Source organism: Paenibacillus sp. p3-SID867, assembly GCF_025142895.1.
Lineage (GTDB): Bacteria > Bacillota > Bacilli > Paenibacillales > Paenibacillaceae > Paenibacillus_AQ.
Genome location: NZ_JAMBDM010000012.1, coordinates 142,947 through 159,533, shown reverse-complemented (window position 1 = coordinate 159,533; position 16,587 = coordinate 142,947). Strand labels below are relative to the sequence as shown.

The following is a 16,587-nucleotide window of genomic DNA, read 5'->3' as shown; positions in this document are numbered from 1 at the left end:
TGCCATGATGTTTTTTCCGGCATGGAAAAGAGGTACAATAAGAGGATAAGGAGGCGAGATAAACCCATGAAAATTACATTTATTGAACCAACCCCGAGCCCGAACTCCATGATGCTTCGTCTTGACGAAACGCTGGAGCCCGGGATTCGAAGAACATATACACTGGATAACGAACGGTCGGCTCCCCCCTGGATCAGGCAGCTGCTCCATATCCCGGGCGTAAAGAGCGTTTTTCATACCCTTGATTTCATCGCGCTCGACCGCAAAGGCAGCGCTGATTGGCCTTCCATTCTGGGCGCCGTTCAGGAAATATTCGGTCAGGAGGGGCTTGCCGCCGGACTCCAAGAAAATGCGGAAGATTTTGCTTTTGGAGAGGCTCAAGTGTTCGTCCAGTATTTTCGAAATATACCGATGCAAATCCGTGTCAAAAGCGGGAATCAGGAAGAACGCATCGGTCTGTCAGAGCGCTTCGCCAAAGCGGTGGCCGCCGTCGGAACCACGACACTCATCAAGGAGCGCAAGCTCAAGGAGTACGGCGTGCGCTACGGCCAGCTAGCTGACATCGCCCGTGACGTAGAGCAGGAGCTTGAAGCTGCCTTCCCGCAGGAGCGCCTCGATAAGGTCGTTGCCCAAGCGATTGCCCACGGTGCCAGCGACGAGGATTTCGTCGAGCAGCGCCGGAAGCTGACCGACGAGGAAACCGAAGCCGCGCTGCAGGATGAGGACTGGCGCGTCCGTTATGCTGCACTGGATGCACTGGAGCCAACGGAGAAACACATTCCGCTTCTCCGCCAAGCCCTTCGGGATCCGAAGATGCAGATCCGCCGGCTCGTCGTTGTGTACTTGGGCGATCTGCGCACCCCTGAAGCGATGGAGCTCCTGTATGAAGCCATGCGCGACGAAACACCGGCCGTTCGCCGTACCGCAGGCGATACGCTGTCCGATATCGGCGATGCTGCCGCTACCCCGGTCATGATCGAATCGCTCAAAGACAGCAGCAAGATCGTACGCTGGCGTGCAGCCCGCTTCCTGTATGAAGTAGGCACCGAAGAAGCCCGCTCCGCTCTGGAGGAGGCTGCCAATGATCCGGAATTCGAGGTTAGTCTGCAGGCACGAATGGCACTGGAGCGCATCGAATCCGGCGAAGAAGCAGCCGGAACCGTATGGCAGCAAATGGCCAAACGGAATCAATCGTAATTGCATCTGCGGAACTGCCTTAGAACCGTAAAATTTAACCATTGCTTCTTACATGGAATGTGATTTATACTAGGACTCTCTTGTTAGAATTGAATATACAGATAGCCTCATCATTCCAAGATGAGGTAGAGGTTGCAGACATGATCAGTAGTTGTGCCGAGGCGAAGAGAAGCCGGTGAAGCACAGTGAAAGGCATGAATGCCGAAGTGCAGGGTATACTCTTGTATCCTGTGCTGGGGCCGTTGTCGAAAGAGACGGAACTGTCACGGGGATTTCCCCGTGTTGTGCTATCTTCATGGAGGGTATGATGCGGATACGATAAAGACCGCAGGTATAGGACCTGCGGTCTTTTTGTTCTAACAGGGTATATTGTAAATATCATTTCTTAATGTATAGAAGGAGTGTTCGATCTTGAATCGCAAAAAAGCACCGGCTGCTTCGCTCAAGCAGAGCTTTAAAGCCCGTCATATGACAATGATCGCCCTTGGCGGATCGATCGGTACCGGCCTCTTCCTGGCAAGTGGAACGGCCATCGCCTCTGCCGGCCCAGGCGGAGCGCTTATCGCCTATGCCGCGGTTGGCCTCATGGTTTACTTTCTGATGACCAGCCTCGGCGAACTCGCTACGTATCTTCCGGATTCCGGCTCATTCAGCACCTACGCCTCCCGGTTTGTCAGCCCCGCCTTCGGATTTGCCGTCGGCTGGAACTTCTGGTACAACTGGGCCGTTACCATCGCCGCCGAACTCGCAGCGGCGACGGTTATTATTAAATTCTGGTTCCCGGACAGCCCGTCATTTCTGTGGAGTCTTCTGTTCCTGGCGATTATGTTCGGCTTAAACTTTCTATCCGCCAAAGGATATGGCGAATCGGAATATTGGTTTGCTATCATTAAGGTGGCAACCGTCATTATCTTCCTCATCATCGGGGTCATGATGATCTTCGGTATTCTTGGCGGTGAAGCCGTTGGATTCACTAACTTTAGTCTAGGCGACGGGCCGGTACACGGCGGGTTCTTCGCGCTTGTCGGTGTGTTTATGGCTGCAGGCTTCTCCTTCCAGGGAACCGAGCTGATCGGAGTCGCGGCCGGCGAGAGCGAAAATCCGAGAAAACACGTCCCTAAAGCCATCCGTCAGGTGTTCTGGCGCATCCTGATCTTCTATATTTTCGCTATTTTTGTCATCGGCATGCTGATCCCTTACACCCATCCGAGCTTGCTTCAATCCGGGGTCGACAATATCGGTGTCAGCCCATTCACCTTGGTGTTTGAGAAAGCCGGCCTTGCGTTTGCGGCTTCCGTAATGAATGCGGTCATTCTCAGCTCCGTGCTGTCGGCAGGAAACTCGGGGATGTATGCCTCAACCCGTGTCCTATATGCCATGGCGAAGCAAGGAATGGCTCCGAGATGGCTGAGCCGGCTAAACAGCCGCGGCGTACCGGTTGCCGCCCTAATCGTAACCTCTGCCGTAGGCATGCTGGCCTTCCTGGCCTCCTTCTTCGGCGATGGCGTAGTCTACGTGTGGCTCCTGAATGCCTCCGGAATGTGCGGATTCATTAACTGGCTGGCCATTGCCGTGAGTCATTATCGCTTCCGCAAAGCTTACGTCGCCCAAGGTAAAGACCTGAAGGAGCTGCCATTCCGTGCACGCTGGTTCCCCTTCGGTCCCATCTTCGCCTTCCTGCTCTGTCTTGTTGCCATTATCGGTCAAGGCAATTTCAGCGGGGAGATCGATTGGTTAACGATCATTGCCACTTATGTCAGCATTCCGTTGTTCCTCTCCATCTGGTTCGGCTACCGCTTGATTAAGAAGAGCCGCATCGTACCATTGGACGAGTGCGATTTGAGCACGAACGTTAAATAAGTTAAATCAGACATACCAAAAGCAGCTTCCCTCCCATACTTGGGAACGGAAGCTGCTTTTTTGGATACGGACATATTACCAAATGATCTGCACTCTAAGATCACCTGTGTTCTCAAACGCATGATGATAGTATTTGATAGAGCCGAGATTGCTCTTCATCTGCACTTGCTGGAGCACATTTACAAGCTCTCGCTCGCTGCCGTCAAACCGGAACACCAGCTTCCGGCTGCCTTCAGCCTTTGCAGCTTTAACCAGTGGTTGGAGCTTTGCGTAGGAGCTGACGATGGAACGGGCATCATAGAGCTGATATTCCAAATCCCGCTTCAATTGTTCGTATACTTCGGTTCTCGAACGATCCTTCGCAGCTAGCCCGGCCAGCGTGTTGCGGTAAAGCGTGCTCGCCTTCGGATAAGATTTCACCCAGGTATGATCGCGGCCCATCTGTTCATCCGTCCGGAGATAGTACGTATAGGATACCTCGTTGTCGCGATCCGGCACGGGATCGTTCCACGTCGTGTCCAGATGGTACCATTTGCCGTCCAGAAGAACCAGATTCCAGGCATGAAGCTGGCCCTGCGGATTATCGGAGGCATAAGCCGTGCCCTCTACGATTTTGTTCTGGATCCCTGCTCCCTTCAGCAGTTTATGCGTTAACAGGGAATAGCCCTGGCATACCGTGCTTCCGGTGTAGAGTCCGTCATAGGCCGTATATTTTGTAAGCGTGGTATCATACTTCAAGTTCCGGACAACCCAATCGTGGATGGCTTTCACCTTCTCATGATCATTCATGCCCGGCTTGATGATCCGCTTCAAAATGCTGTCGGCATTCTGGTTCACGTAGTTTGTCTGCTCCGCAGTCTCGCGGTAACTCAACCGAACGGTAACATTGGCGGAACTGGATGTCCCACGATAGTCGTAGCTATAGCTAGCGATGGTGTAGTGAATATAAGGATCACTGGCCATCGCCTGATCAAGTGCATCTTTAAGCTGCGATTTCAGCGATTGGGTCTCTCCCTGGTAAACAAAACGCACCGTCGATTGCCTGTCGCTCATAGCTGTCAGCAGCTTCTGTTGAATCCCATCGACCGACTTCACGACCGCTTTGTTGGAGGTGGCATAGACATCACTGAGATTAGCTGGTTCAGGTACTGCTGCAACGGTTACCGCCAAAGACCCTATGAACAGTAATTTAACGATTGTTCCTCGGCTTCGTTTCATCGGTACACCCGCCCTTCATCTTCCTCATCCGTATGCACCATTATTGTAACACATAACATCAGGGCTTATGGGTTCTAGTTTTGTCGACCGGGCACGAATATCAAATGCTACCAATAAAATGAGGACAGGAAAGAATCGCTGCGTCCCGCCAGCTTCGACATGCGGACGAGTACCTCTGCAGCTTCCGCTCGCGTCACCTCACGCTCCGGCAAGAACTTGCCATCAACCGCCGGGAGAAGCCCCAGCTTGAGGGCGATCAGGGCTGCGCCTTTGTTAGTAATGGCGTCGGCATCCGATATTCCCTGCACATCGGTTGGCAGGATAAAGGCTTTGGACAGCTTTTCGTAATTCAGAATACGGGTCAGCGAGCTTGCCAATTCATCCCTTGTCAGCTTGCGGTCCAGCTGCAGCGGGCTGTCCGGATCATAAGGAATCCAGTTCTGCCCGATCAGCACCTGAATGGCCTGATAATACGGATGATCCGGCTGCAAACCCGCGTATGGATCCATGGTAGATCTTCCATACACCTGCTCGTAGGACGGACTCACCGATGCCGCCACCAGCTGATACCATTCGCCAAGGGTAATTTGGCGATCCGGGTATACCTTTCCGTCCTTGTCCGGAACCAACACCCGATATTGCACCAGCTCCTTAAGAGCCGCTTCCGCATCATGCCCCGCCGCATCGGTAACCGCCGGAATATCCTTGCGGCTCATTTCAGGCGTAATATCGCGCCATTCTCCGTTCTTGGCATCCAGCGGTACCGCAATGCCGCCATAAACCGCCTTTTTGTGTGTCGGATAATAAATCAGCTTAATGAAAGGCTTCATAATCTCATTACCGTTCATTGCGTAACCGCCGTAGTAACCATATTTCAGCTTCAGCTCAATCTCTTCCAGATATTTAGCTTTTGCCTGCTCCGCACTGACGGCCGGCTTTGCGTCCGTTGGCAGCTTGGACAGGACAGCTTCGGAATTCACACTAAAGCCCTGGATTTGCCCGTCGGCCTCAATCGTGAGATTCAGGGAATCACCCATGACGCGAATATCACCGACATAGCGCTGAAATGAAAATTGATAATTAAGGGTTTTAGTGTCTTTGCCCATTTTATCAACGGATGTCAACTTCCATTCCTCGGCAGCATTCGGCACCAGCCTGCTTACCGTCTCGAATGCGAGATTCTGCGCAGCCTGCTTCGAAATCGGGCTCTTCACTTCCGGAGCACCGGTTCGGTCAAAACGATATCGGTTGTAGGAGTAAATTTGTCCGGTCTTGGCGTCCACCTCTGCGGATACCATCTCCCCTCCGCCCATGGCGGAAAGATGGTTCTCGCCCCATCTTATATTCCACGTCTTGATCTCATTATTGTTCCATCTGGTACCCAGTGACTTGGATTCTGTCTTCAAGCCGGACGGGAGTTTGATCTGCGATTCCACCCATCTGGCTGCTGCATCTCCGCCAGCAAATGGAGCCGTGATTGGCTTGAAAATCTCTTTGGACAACGGAATCGTGCCGTTCTCAATCGAGGTATACTCACTTTCTTCCCCCGAAAAACTAATGAACTTGCCTGTATTGGCATCCATTGAATTCGCTGATTGATCATTAGGTATGTAACCTAAGAAATAATTGCCTTTGGCGTTGTTATATAAATGATCAGGTACATAAGCCAAGGAGACCTGGAACTGATCCTCAAACAATTTACGAATGGAGGCCTCATTCAATTTCGGTGTGGATGAAGGAAACTCTTCATTGACTTGATTGCGGGAATAGTTAATGGTATTGCCCTGTCCGTCCAGCGTGATCGAAATGCTGTTCACATCCGATTCAATTCCGTTCACCGAGGTCTGGAAATAAAAATCAAACCGCGGCGGACTGAACAGCGCCGTCTGCATCCCGAGATAAGCCTCATTCTCCTTAAGCTCGCTGGCCTTCAGATCCGATACATGGCTGCCGATCCATTTCAGCGCCTTCTCCTTGGCTGCTTCACGGGTTATCAGCGGTTTGTCGCTACCATGGTTCAACAAGGAACGAGGGATATAAATGTTAATAAGTTCACCCGTGACCGCATTGACCTGGGCATTGAAGCCCGAGCTTGTGTTCCCTTTGGTCAATTCCATTTGCAGATCCCAAGCAAGCGCGCTCGATCTCATGCCATCATTCTCCAAGAACTGCACATTCGATACTTTCACGTTCTTTAGCTCCGGGAAAGCCTTCTTGATGATGTCTTCCGCCTGCTTGGACGAAATTTTTGCACCCTTTGGTATTTCGTTATCCGTTACACCTTCCGAACCGGTGTTATCGCTGCTAGTCACGGCAGTTACCGTATCAGTTACAGCGACTCCGCTGCCCGGAACGGAATTGTCTCCCCACACCGGCTGCGCCAAACATAACATAGCTGTAGCCGTAACCGCGCACACGGTCTTTTTTACCCTTACCTTCTTCTTACCTGATGGATTCACTTGATTCGCTCCCTTCCATTACTTGAACCTAACCATGCCTTACTTACACATGATGATATCCTTAACAAGTGACTGTACACGGCAGCAATGACATAACCAAGCTACCTAAATAATACCATAACTTGTCTATATATTCCTTATGTAGTAAGCTTCGAAAACATAACCAACATGGTTAAGGATGAACAAAGTGTAACTATTTCGATCCCGCTTCTTACGAATAGGAATTCCCTATGGAACACGCTAACCAAGCTGCGCAGCTTCAACAAAAGCCGCGGTACGACGCCTGATCTCCTCCATATTTCCGGACGCGAGCGCATCCTTCGGGAGCAGCGCGCTGCCTAAACCAACCGCAACTGCACCTGCATTAAAATAATCCGCAAGATTATCCAGCGTAACGCCGCCCGTGGCAAGCAGCGGAATGTGATTCAGCGGGCCCTGAAGCTCCCGGATAAATGACAAGCCCAGGCTGGCCATGGGAAACAGCTTCACGATCTCGGCGCCGGCTGCGTACGCCGCAACGATCTCCGTAGGCGTCATCGCCCCAGGCCATACATCAATTCCTTGCTCCAAAGCATATTCGATGACGGAAAGATCCGTGTTTGGCGAGATCAGAAATTGCGCTCCGGCGGAGACCGCCTCCTTCGCCATCTCCACATCAAGCACGGTTCCCGCGCCTATATATACAGCGCCGTCATACCGAGCACGCCAATCCTGGATCATATGTAAAGCGCCTTTCGTATTCATGGTCACTTCCATGAACCGAATTCCGCCTTGGGTCAACCCTTCTCCTACGAAGTCGGCCTGTTCTCTCGTAATGCCTCGCACGATGGCAACGATTTTCTCGCGTTTGAGCTCAGCTGTCAATTTCATTGTCTTCCCCCCATTTCTATTTACACTTCCGGCACGTTCCTAAATCGCATATGCTGCAACTTCAACCTGCTTCAAGTATATGCGGTCCACAGCGTTCACGCAAAAAAAGCAGGCCGGGAAACCTGTATTCCCGACCTGCTCTTCTATAGGGTTATCCCCGGAATCCGGACAGCTCTGCGCCAAGTTCACGCGTTGCTCCGTATACGCTTTGATAGAGTCCAAACAATTGGTCATAAGCTTGAACCGCCTGCGGATTGGGAGAATACGAGCGTGCCGGCCGCAAAAACGCCTTCGCGCAGTCCTGAAGGCTTGGGAACCAGCCGCAGCCGTAGGCTGCGAGCATCGCCGCGCCCATAGCCGGGCCCTGTTCGCTCTCCAGCTTCACGATTTCAGCGTTGAACACGTCCGCCTGCATTTGCAGCCACGTTTCGTTCTTGGCGCCGCCCCCGATGGAAATGACGCGGTCGATCCGCTTGCCGGATGAACGAAGAATATCGATGGATTCACGGAGAGAGAACGTGATTCCCTCGAGTACCGAACGTGCAAAGTGAGGCAGCTTATGTCCCGCATCCATTCCGATAAAGCTGCCGCGAATGGTTGCATCCGGATGCGGCGTGCGTTCACCGACGATATACGGCGTGAACAGCAGCCCTCCGCTGCCAGCCGGGATGCTTCCGATATCGCTTAACAGCGCATCAAAGGAGACATCCGGCGCAAAGGTATCCTTGAACCAGGTCAGGCTGTATCCCGCAGCCAGGGTCACGCCCATGATATAGTAAGCATCTTTCTCGCCATGATTAAAGAAATGGACCTTGCCTTCAAAATCCACCTCGCGACGCTCCTCATAGGAGAGTACCACGCCCGATGTACCAATGCTGCACATCGTCTGCCCTTCTTCGAGAATCCCTGCGCCGATGGCGCCGCAGGCGTTGTCCGCACCGCCAGCAAATACCTTCGTATTTGGCAGCAGAGCGGCTTGCTCGGCGATCTCAGGGAGCAAGGTGCCGCACTGATCGAAGGATTCGACCAGCGGCGGGCATAGGGTGTGCGGCAGCTGGAAGGCATCCAAAATGTCGGTGCTCCAAGACTTGCCCGCCACATCCAGCAGCAGCGTTCCGGCTGCATCGGAATAGTCCATTGCGCATTGCCCGGTCAGGCGGAAACGTACATAATCCTTAGGCAGCAGGAACAAGGCAGCCTGTTCGAGCAGCTCCGGTTCAAACTCCTGCACCCATAGAATCTTGGGCAGGGTGAAACCTTCCAGCGCGCGATTGCGTGCAATCCCTAGCAGCTTCTCCTGCAGGGTCTCCTCGATACGACGGCATTGCGCCGTTGTGCGCGTGTCATTCCACAGTATGGCCGGCCGCAGCACTGCACCCTCACCGTCTACCAAGACCAGACCATGCATCTGGCCTGAGAAGCTTAACCCCTCAACCTCGGATGGGTCAATGTTGTTTCTGCTCATTAATTCCCGTAACGACAATACCGTTTTGTCGACCCAATCCTCCGGTCGCTGCACGCTGTAACCCGGTTTCGGCTGGCTCAGCGGATACGACTCCGAATGCTCGGCGACAACCTTGCCGCTTGGGTCCACCAGCACGGTCTTCACAGCACTGGTCCCCAAATCAACTCCGATAACGTAACTCATCTATATCCTCCTTCGTCTCCTCATGAACCGAACATGAAAACATCGTTGGCACTTCCCCCGGCCGCACGATGCGTGATCCGAGGTATGCTTGGATGGCTGTCGACCATAGCTCGCTATAGTTTCCTGATTGAAATAAGTACACCGGCTTCCCTGGAGGGAGCCGGTGAAGGTTTGGATTTCATGGTACAAGCGCTAAAGAGAGTATCGATTAATTTGCAAGAATATACTGATTCAGAATCGCTTTCAGCATTTCTTGACGTCCGGATTCGTTCTTGCGCGGGGACTCGTTGTTCAGGGCGTACTCTGCAAGGGAAGCCAGTGTAGCCTTGCCGGATACGATGTCTGCGCCAATGCCTTCGTTAAAGCTACTGTAGCGCTTCGCGATGAAGTCCTCGAATACGCGGTCTTCGATCAGCTTCGCTGCCACTTTCAAGCCTTTTGCGTAAGTGTCCATACCCGCGATGTGCGCATGGAACAGATCTTCCGGCTCGAAGGACGGGCGGCGAACCTTCGCATCGAAGTTCACGCCGCCGCGGCCGAGACCGCCGTTCATCAGCACTTCGTACAGCGTCAATGTCGCGTCGTAGATGTTAACCGGGAATTCGTCCGTATCCCATCCGATGAGCATATCGCCTTGGTTCGCATCGAGGGAACCGAGCATGCCGTTGATGCGTGCTACGCGAAGCTCATGTTCAAAGGTATGACCGGCGAGCGTGGCGTGGTTGGCTTCGAGATTCAGTTTAAAGTGCTTGTCGAGGCCGTATTTTTGCAGGAATGCAATTGTTGTAGCCGCATCAAAGTCATATTGGTGCTTGGTTGGCTCCTTCGGTTTAGGCTCGATCAGGAATTGGGCGTCAAAGCCGATTTCCTTCGCATAATCCACCGCCATATGGAACAGGCGTGCCAGGTTATCCAGTTCAAGGCCCATATCCGTGTTGAGCAGGGTCTCATAACCTTCGCGGCCTCCCCAGAACACGTAGTTCTCGGCGCCGAGGCGTTTGCCGACTTCAAGGCCTTTCTTTACTTGGGCTGCCGCATGAGCGTACACGTCCGCGTTGCATGTAGTGCCCGCACCATGCATGAAGCGTGGGTTCGTGAACATGTTCGCCGTGTTCCAGAGCAATTTCTTGCCTGTGGATTTCATGTGGTCTTCAATCGAATCCACAATCGTATCGATGTTGCTGTAGAACTCGCGCAGGCTGCTGCCCTCAGGCGCAATGTCCACATCGTGGAAGCAGAAATACGGAAGATTCATTTTCTCCATGAACTCAAAGCCTGCCTCAACGCGTGCTTTGGCGAGGTCCATGCCGGAGTAGCTGCCCCAAGGGCGAACCGCAGTGTCAGCGCCGAACGGATCCGAACCGCCTGCAGTCAATGTATGCCAGTAAGCCATGGCGAAACGGAGATGCTCTTCCATCGTTTTGCCGGCCACTACTTCTGTCGGATTATAAAATTTAAAAGCATAAGGGTTGGTTGATTGGCTGCCTTCGTACTCGACTTTGCTAATGTTGTTAAAATAGGCCATGAATAAATCCTCCTATACCTTGTTAAGGTGTGGTTAACGCTTACAAGGTTATCCTAACACAGGATTTCTACTTTGTCTATTGGTTAAACAAAGTTATTGCCTTACAACTTTTTCAAAATCGGTGACACCTGCTGTTAGGATTATTTCTACAAAAGATCAACGCATCTCTGTTTGGCTCACTGCCTAGATTTCCTGCAAATTCATATTTAAATGTTATGACGATGGAAACCCCGGACAAAAGATTAACGCGCACCCGGGCAGCGTTACGGGCTGTTGCAATTTCCGGGCTTTGCCCCTAGACTATGAGCATATCAAGTCTCCAAAACTTATCATGATCAGGAAGCAAGACTAAAAGGATGAATACACATGGCGAATATTACCGGTGACCAGGCTCTGGTCAAAAAAATAAATACTTCGATTATCCTCGATACGATACGTCAGTACGCCCCTGTCTCCCGAGCGAAAGTCTCCAAGCTAACCGGACTGAACAAGGCCACCGTATCCAATCTCGTACAGGAGTTGTGCAGCAACCACCTGGTCCAGGAGATCGGACCCGGCGAATCCAGCGGCGGCAGGAAACCGCAGCTGCTGCTGTTTAACGGACAAGCCGGTTATGCCGTCGGCGTGGAGCTGCGCGTCAAGCAAATGACCGCCGTGCTTACAGATCTGGAAGGCAAGATCCTTGCCGAAGAAGATACCGCCCTTGGAGGACATGACGTGGAGTCGGTGACGCGGCTGATGGTTGGTCTGATTCATGGCCTGATGCGGCAGGCCCCTCCCTCCCCGTATGGGATCATCGGGATTGGCGTAGGCGTCCCTGGGATGGTGGACGGTGACGGCACCGTCCTCTTCGCTCCCAACCTGGGATGGGACATGGTGCCGCTGCAGAAGCAGCTCGAGCAGGAGCTCGGACTTCCCGTAACCATCGACAATGAAGCAAACGCAGGTGCCCAGGGCGAGCTGCGCTTCGGAGCTGGCCGGGACGCCCGCCATCTTCTCTATATCAGTGCCGGCAGCGGTATCGGTTCCGGCATTATCATCAATGGCGAGCTCTATAAGGGAGCCCGCGGATACGCTGGCGAGAGCGGCCATATGTCCATCGAAGCCGATGGACTGGAATGCACCTGCGGCAACCGCGGCTGCTGGGAGCTGTATGCCTCGGAGAAATCTTACGACAGCAAGGGTGCCGCTCTCCCGTCCAGGCGGACATCCGAGCTGATTCACCATGCAGAGCGAGGCCATGAGGAGAGCATCCGGCATTTTGAAGAGCTTGGACGTTATCTCGGTGTCGGCATTACCAATCTTGTCAACGGATTCAATCCTCAATCCGTCATTATCGGCGGTCCGCTGTCCGACGCACGGGCCTGGATTGAGGATACGCTGCGACAGGTCGTAGCCCAGCGCACGCTTCCTTACCATCGTGAGCTGATGGAGATCCGGTTTGCCGAGCTGGGCAGCCGCTCCACCCTGATCGGCGCGGCTTACTCCGCCATCTCGCAGTTTCTGGGGCCGATACGAGTCTCCATGCCGATTCATTAAAATTGACGATATTTTGTCGTAATTAACACCCTGCATATTAAGGAAAATCCCGCGATTTTCCGCTATAATTAATCTCGTCCTGTAATTTAAATCACGGTTCTCCTCATGGAGATGCTGTGTGATCGTTATACTAAAGGGAGAGGAAACGCTCAAATGACCTATGTAAGCACTGCGGAAATATCGCCGGAAATGTTTGTGACCGTATTGCTGTTTCTCCTAGTTATCGCACCTTTGTTCAGTCTCGCCATCATGCGTTTTTTTCAAGGCAAGAAAAAAGCCGGCTTCATTCTCATCGGCTCCGGCGTGGCAGCTTACGTCGTATTCCAGATCATCATGAGTCTGTTTTTTAGCAAGTGAACACGATCTGAGCGTACGTTTGGCAGCATATCTCGGCAAACAAAAAAGCTCCTTCCCGGAAATCAGGGAAGGAGCTTTTTATCATAAGCAAGCAATTGGCTTGCCATCATGCTGGTTAGATTAAGCTTCGGGGTTCAACGCTTTGTTGAACTGGAGCTTATTCATGCCAAGAATGCGGTGCTCGCCGATGATGGTGAGCGGTACTGCGCGAACGCCCATATCCCATACTTGCTGCGCGAATTCGTCGTTTTGCTCGATGTTTCGCTCTTCAAATTCGATGCCTTGATCGGACAAGAAGCCTTTTACTTGTTTGCAGTGCGGGCAGTTATTTGAAGTATATACAATCACATTTTCCATGGTTGATCAGTCTCCTCTACTCATGATTAGGCTCTGCTTAAAGCCCGTTCGATCTCTATCTATCAGTTTACAACACAACAGCGTTGTGTTCCAAGCTCTCGATATATTTCTCCGCATCCATAGCTGCCATACAGCCGCTTCCTGCCGCGGTGATCGCTTGTCTGTAACGGGTATCCTGCACGTCGCCGCAAGCAAATACGCCTTGGATATTCGTCTCGGATGTTCCCGGGGTCGTTACGATATAACCGTTCGGATCCGTTGTAATGTTTCCGCCGAGGAAACCGGTGTTCGGATGATGACCGATGGCCACGAATACGCCGCTGACTGTAATCGTCTCCTCTTCGCCAGTTTCATTATTGAGCACTTTGATCCCTTTGACGCCTGTCTCGTCCGCGATGACTTCCTGCGGCGTGCGGTTCAGGGCCCATTCGATTTTCTCGTTAGTTCGGGCGCGGTCCTGCATGATTTTCGATGCACGAAGCTCCTCCCGACGGTGTACCAGTGTTACTTTGGATGCAAAGCGGGTCAGGAAGTTCGCTTCCTCCAGCGCGGAATCGCCGCCGCCGACAACAACGATCTCTTTGCCGCGGAAGAAGAATCCGTCGCATGTTGCGCAGGTACTTACGCCGCGTCCTACATTATCCTGTTCTCCAGGAATGCCGAGATATTTGGCCGTTGCGCCCGTAGAGATAATCAACGTTTCGGCAATTACCTCGCCCATACCGTCTACGTCCAGCTTGAACGGACGCTCTCCGAATTCCACGCTGTTCACCCAGCCTGTACGAAATTCTGCGCCAAAACGTTCAGCCTGCTGACGCATATTGTCCATCAGCTCAGGACCCATGATGCCTTCGGGAAAACCCGGAAAATTCTCAACTTCGGTTGTGGTGGTCAGCTGTCCGCCAGGTTGCGGACCTTCAATTACGAGCGGGCTCAAGTTGGCACGGGCCAGATAGATTGCAGCCGTAAGGCCGGCAGGGCCTGTGCCTATAATAACGGATTTGTACATATCGTTTCCCTCCTATATATGGAACGCTTAATTATAATCATTATAAATTAATATTAATTATGGTTATATCGGGGCCGTCTGTCAATATGTCACATCACATCCCATTCCAAAATATTGTTAATCCATTCTTCATAAATCGAAATGCAATCCAATATATCGGGGAAATGAACTTCTTTCTCCCAAGAAGGCGGCGATCTTTTCGACCTGGAAACGCTTACTTTGCAAACAATCGTACGCAGAGAGAGGGTTATATGAATTTAAGGGCACCGCAAGACTCCCCCGCTCTTTTAACGAAAGGAAGATGAATGTTTGATGAAAAAAAGAACAGCCCTGGCAGCGAGTCCTTGCATGCCGAACCTAGCAGCGTAGAGCTTGGGAGAAATCGAGATCGGCCACGGCCATTGAGGGCGAAACTCGGCAACTACAAAAATCCCCCTGCACTCGCCATGCGAAGTCAGGGGGACTTTTAACACAAGATACAGATTCGATTTAACGGTTGGTGCGCAGCAGACGAAGCCCGTTCAGTATCACCAGAATGGTGCTTCCTTCGTGACCGATGACACCCAGCGGCAGCGCAACGCCTTGAATGAAATTAGCTGCAATCAGCGTCAAAATCACGGTGATGGCAAAGATCATATTTTGCTTCACGATACGCTGAACCCGGCGTGCCACCTTGACGGTGCCGGCAATTTCATCGATATTGTCATTCATCAGCACCGCATCCGCTACCTCCAGCGCCGTTCCGCTTCCCGAAACGCCCATGCCGATGCCCACGGTCGCGGTAGCCAGTGCCGGTGCATCGTTCACTCCGTCCCCAACCATGACCACATGGCCGTAACGGGCCCGAAGCTCCTTAATATGTGTAACTTTATCTTCCGGCAGCAAATCGGAAAACACCATGTCTACGCCGCTCTGCTTCGCAATCACGTCCGCCGTCGCCTTGCGGTCCCCCGTCAGCATCGCTACCTTGATGCCCAGCTGCTGCAGCCGCTTAACAGCCATTGCCGCTTGAGGCCGGACCGCATCCTGCAGAGCGATCATGCCCGCGATACGGTCTCCCTTCAGGATCACGGAAACCGTCTTGCCTTCGGATTCCAGCATGTTCCGGATGGACAGCCAGTGCTGGCGATTCTCTTCAAGCGCGCCCAACTCCTTTTGCGCGGAAGCTGCACCGGAATGCTGATCTATAGTCGGCTGATCCAAAACATCGCTTTTTCCTATTTTCCAAATGATTCCTTCCACTTCCGCCTGCATACCCCATCCAGTTATGGACTGTCCGTTCTCTACCTGCTGCAGCTCGGCCCCCTCTTTCTCAGCCGATTGGACAATCGCCAAGGCCAGAGGATGCTTCGACATTCTTTCGATAGAAGCACTGATGCCGAGCAGTTCATGCCGATCCCAGCCTTCGCCTGCGATAAAATCCGTAACCACTGGCGTACCGAGCGTCAAGGTACCTGTCTTATCAAAAGCGACAACCGCCGTGCGTGCCATATTCTCGATATGGGCGCCGCCTTTGAACAATACGCCTTTTCTGGCGCGATTAGAAATTGCCGACAGCATCGCAGGCATGATGGAGGATACCAGCGCACAAGGGGAGGCTACTACGAGAAACACCATCGCTTTATAGAAGGTAGTATCCCAATCCCATCCCAGGACGGGAGTAGCCAGAACGATCAGGGCCACGGTCGCAATGACAACGACACGGGCATATATCGATTCGAACCGCTTGATAAACCGCTGCGATTCCGGAACTTCGTTCTCCGCTTCTTCCACCAGCTTGATAATTTTGGCGAACAACGTGGATTCCGCCGACTGGGTAACCTCAATGTACAATACGCCTTCCCCGTTTAAGGTGCCTGTGAACACCTCATCGCCTACGGACTTATCGACCGGTACGGATTCCCCGGTAATCGAAGCCTGGTTGACGGAGGAGCTGCCGCGATAAATTTTGCCGTCTGCAGGAATAAGCTCGCCCGGCTTTACCAGAATCAGATCGCCGATCTCCAGCTTGTTGATGGATACCGATACCATCTCTCCCTTCTCAATGCGAAGGGCCGTTTCCGGCTGCAGCTCCATCAAGGAAGAGATGTCCTTGCGGCTTCTCTCCATGGTATAACTCTCAAGCGCGCCGCTGAGGGCAAAGATGAAGATCAGCATCGCGCCTTCATTCCAGTACCCGATCGCTGCAGCTCCCATAGCGGCAGCAATCATCAGCAGATTCACATCCAGATCGCGCTCCTTCAGAAGGGTCTCCACGCCTTCTTTCGCTTTCACCCATCCGCCGACGGCATAGGATATCACATACAACACAACGGAGAGCGGCTCAGACCATTGACTGGTCAGCCAAGCGACCAGCATCAGCAGGCCGCTGCCCAGCGCAGCCACGACCTCCGCGTTGCTCAGCAGACTGCGTATATCCCACTTCCCAGGCTGCCGCGGCTCACGAGGATCGACTCCATTTTCTATTGTCGATATGCGTCCAGTCGTCGTTTGACTTTGTATCCATTGCATAACCAATCACCTTCCTAGTTGAGAATGAAATCCATTA

Annotated in this window: 12 protein-coding genes and 1 riboswitch; of the genes, 4 read left to right on the top strand and 8 right to left on the bottom strand. The window is 52.6% G+C overall.

The window, feature by feature from the left end; all coding sequences use genetic code 11:
- Window positions 1-66 precede the first annotated feature (66 nt).
- Together M4D81_RS23710 and M4D81_RS23705 are read left to right on the top strand one after the other, a co-directional pair.
- Window positions 67-1,197, top strand: coding sequence for a virulence factor (locus tag M4D81_RS23710; protein ID WP_260068248.1), 1,131 nt, complete (start codon window positions 67-69; stop codon window positions 1,195-1,197).
- A gap of 118 nt (window positions 1,198-1,315) precedes the next feature.
- Window positions 1,316-1,495: riboswitch (Lysine riboswitch) on the top strand.
- 170 nt (window positions 1,496-1,665) lie between these two features.
- Window positions 1,666-3,057, top strand: coding sequence for an amino acid permease (locus M4D81_RS23705; RefSeq protein WP_233355141.1), 1,392 nt, complete (start codon window positions 1,666-1,668; stop codon window positions 3,055-3,057).
- Between the two features lie 75 nt (window positions 3,058-3,132).
- On the opposite strand, the gene M4D81_RS23700 is transcribed toward M4D81_RS23705, so the two are convergent.
- The 5 genes from M4D81_RS23700 to xylA all read right to left on the bottom strand — a co-directional run bounded on the left by M4D81_RS23700 (window position 3,133) and on the right by xylA (window position 10,777).
- Window positions 3,133-4,275, bottom strand: coding sequence for a transglutaminase domain-containing protein (locus tag M4D81_RS23700; RefSeq protein WP_260068247.1), 1,143 nt, complete (start codon window positions 4,273-4,275; stop codon window positions 3,133-3,135).
- A gap of 107 nt (window positions 4,276-4,382) precedes the next feature.
- A complete protein-coding gene (locus M4D81_RS23695) occupies window positions 4,383-6,734 on the bottom strand; it encodes a YcdB/YcdC domain-containing protein (protein WP_260068246.1) in 2,352 nt (783 codons plus the stop codon).
- A 240-nt stretch (window positions 6,735-6,974) separates the two neighbouring features.
- Window positions 6,975-7,604, bottom strand: a complete 630-nt coding sequence (locus tag M4D81_RS23690; protein ID WP_260068245.1) for a bifunctional 4-hydroxy-2-oxoglutarate aldolase/2-dehydro-3-deoxy-phosphogluconate aldolase — start codon at window positions 7,602-7,604, stop codon at window positions 6,975-6,977.
- A 151-nt stretch (window positions 7,605-7,755) separates the two neighbouring features.
- Window positions 7,756-9,252 carry a xylulokinase gene (xylB, locus tag M4D81_RS23685; protein ID WP_260068244.1) on the bottom strand — a complete coding sequence of 499 codons (1,497 nt, stop codon included), beginning with the start codon at window positions 9,250-9,252 and terminating at the stop codon, window positions 7,756-7,758.
- 208 nt (window positions 9,253-9,460) lie between these two features.
- Complete coding sequence (gene xylA / locus M4D81_RS23680; protein ID WP_260068243.1) at window positions 9,461-10,777, bottom strand: xylose isomerase; 1,317 nt, start codon at window positions 10,775-10,777, stop codon at window positions 9,461-9,463.
- A 366-nt stretch (window positions 10,778-11,143) separates the two neighbouring features.
- Between xylA and M4D81_RS23675 the strand changes: the two genes are divergently transcribed.
- Window positions 11,144-12,316: an ROK family protein gene (locus M4D81_RS23675; protein ID WP_260068242.1), complete on the top strand. Its 1,173-nt coding sequence runs from the start codon at window positions 11,144-11,146 to the stop codon at window positions 12,314-12,316.
- Window positions 12,317-12,469: 153 nt separating this feature from the next.
- Complete coding sequence (locus tag M4D81_RS23670) at window positions 12,470-12,673, top strand: hypothetical protein (protein ID WP_071219636.1); 204 nt, start codon at window positions 12,470-12,472, stop codon at window positions 12,671-12,673.
- Between the two features lie 120 nt (window positions 12,674-12,793).
- On the opposite strand, the gene M4D81_RS23665 is transcribed toward M4D81_RS23670, so the two are convergent.
- From M4D81_RS23665 to M4D81_RS23655, 3 genes are all read right to left on the bottom strand, one after another.
- Entirely contained in the window at window positions 12,794-13,030 is a 237-nt protein-coding gene (locus M4D81_RS23665) for a glutaredoxin family protein (protein ID WP_006212730.1), read from the bottom strand.
- 67 nt (window positions 13,031-13,097) lie between these two features.
- Window positions 13,098-14,039, bottom strand: coding sequence for a thioredoxin-disulfide reductase (gene trxB / locus M4D81_RS23660; RefSeq protein ID WP_260068241.1), 942 nt, complete (start codon window positions 14,037-14,039; stop codon window positions 13,098-13,100).
- A gap of 489 nt (window positions 14,040-14,528) precedes the next feature.
- Complete coding sequence (locus tag M4D81_RS23655; protein ID WP_260068240.1) at window positions 14,529-16,550, bottom strand: heavy metal translocating P-type ATPase; 2,022 nt, start codon at window positions 16,548-16,550, stop codon at window positions 14,529-14,531.
- Window positions 16,551-16,587: the final 37 nt, after the last annotated feature.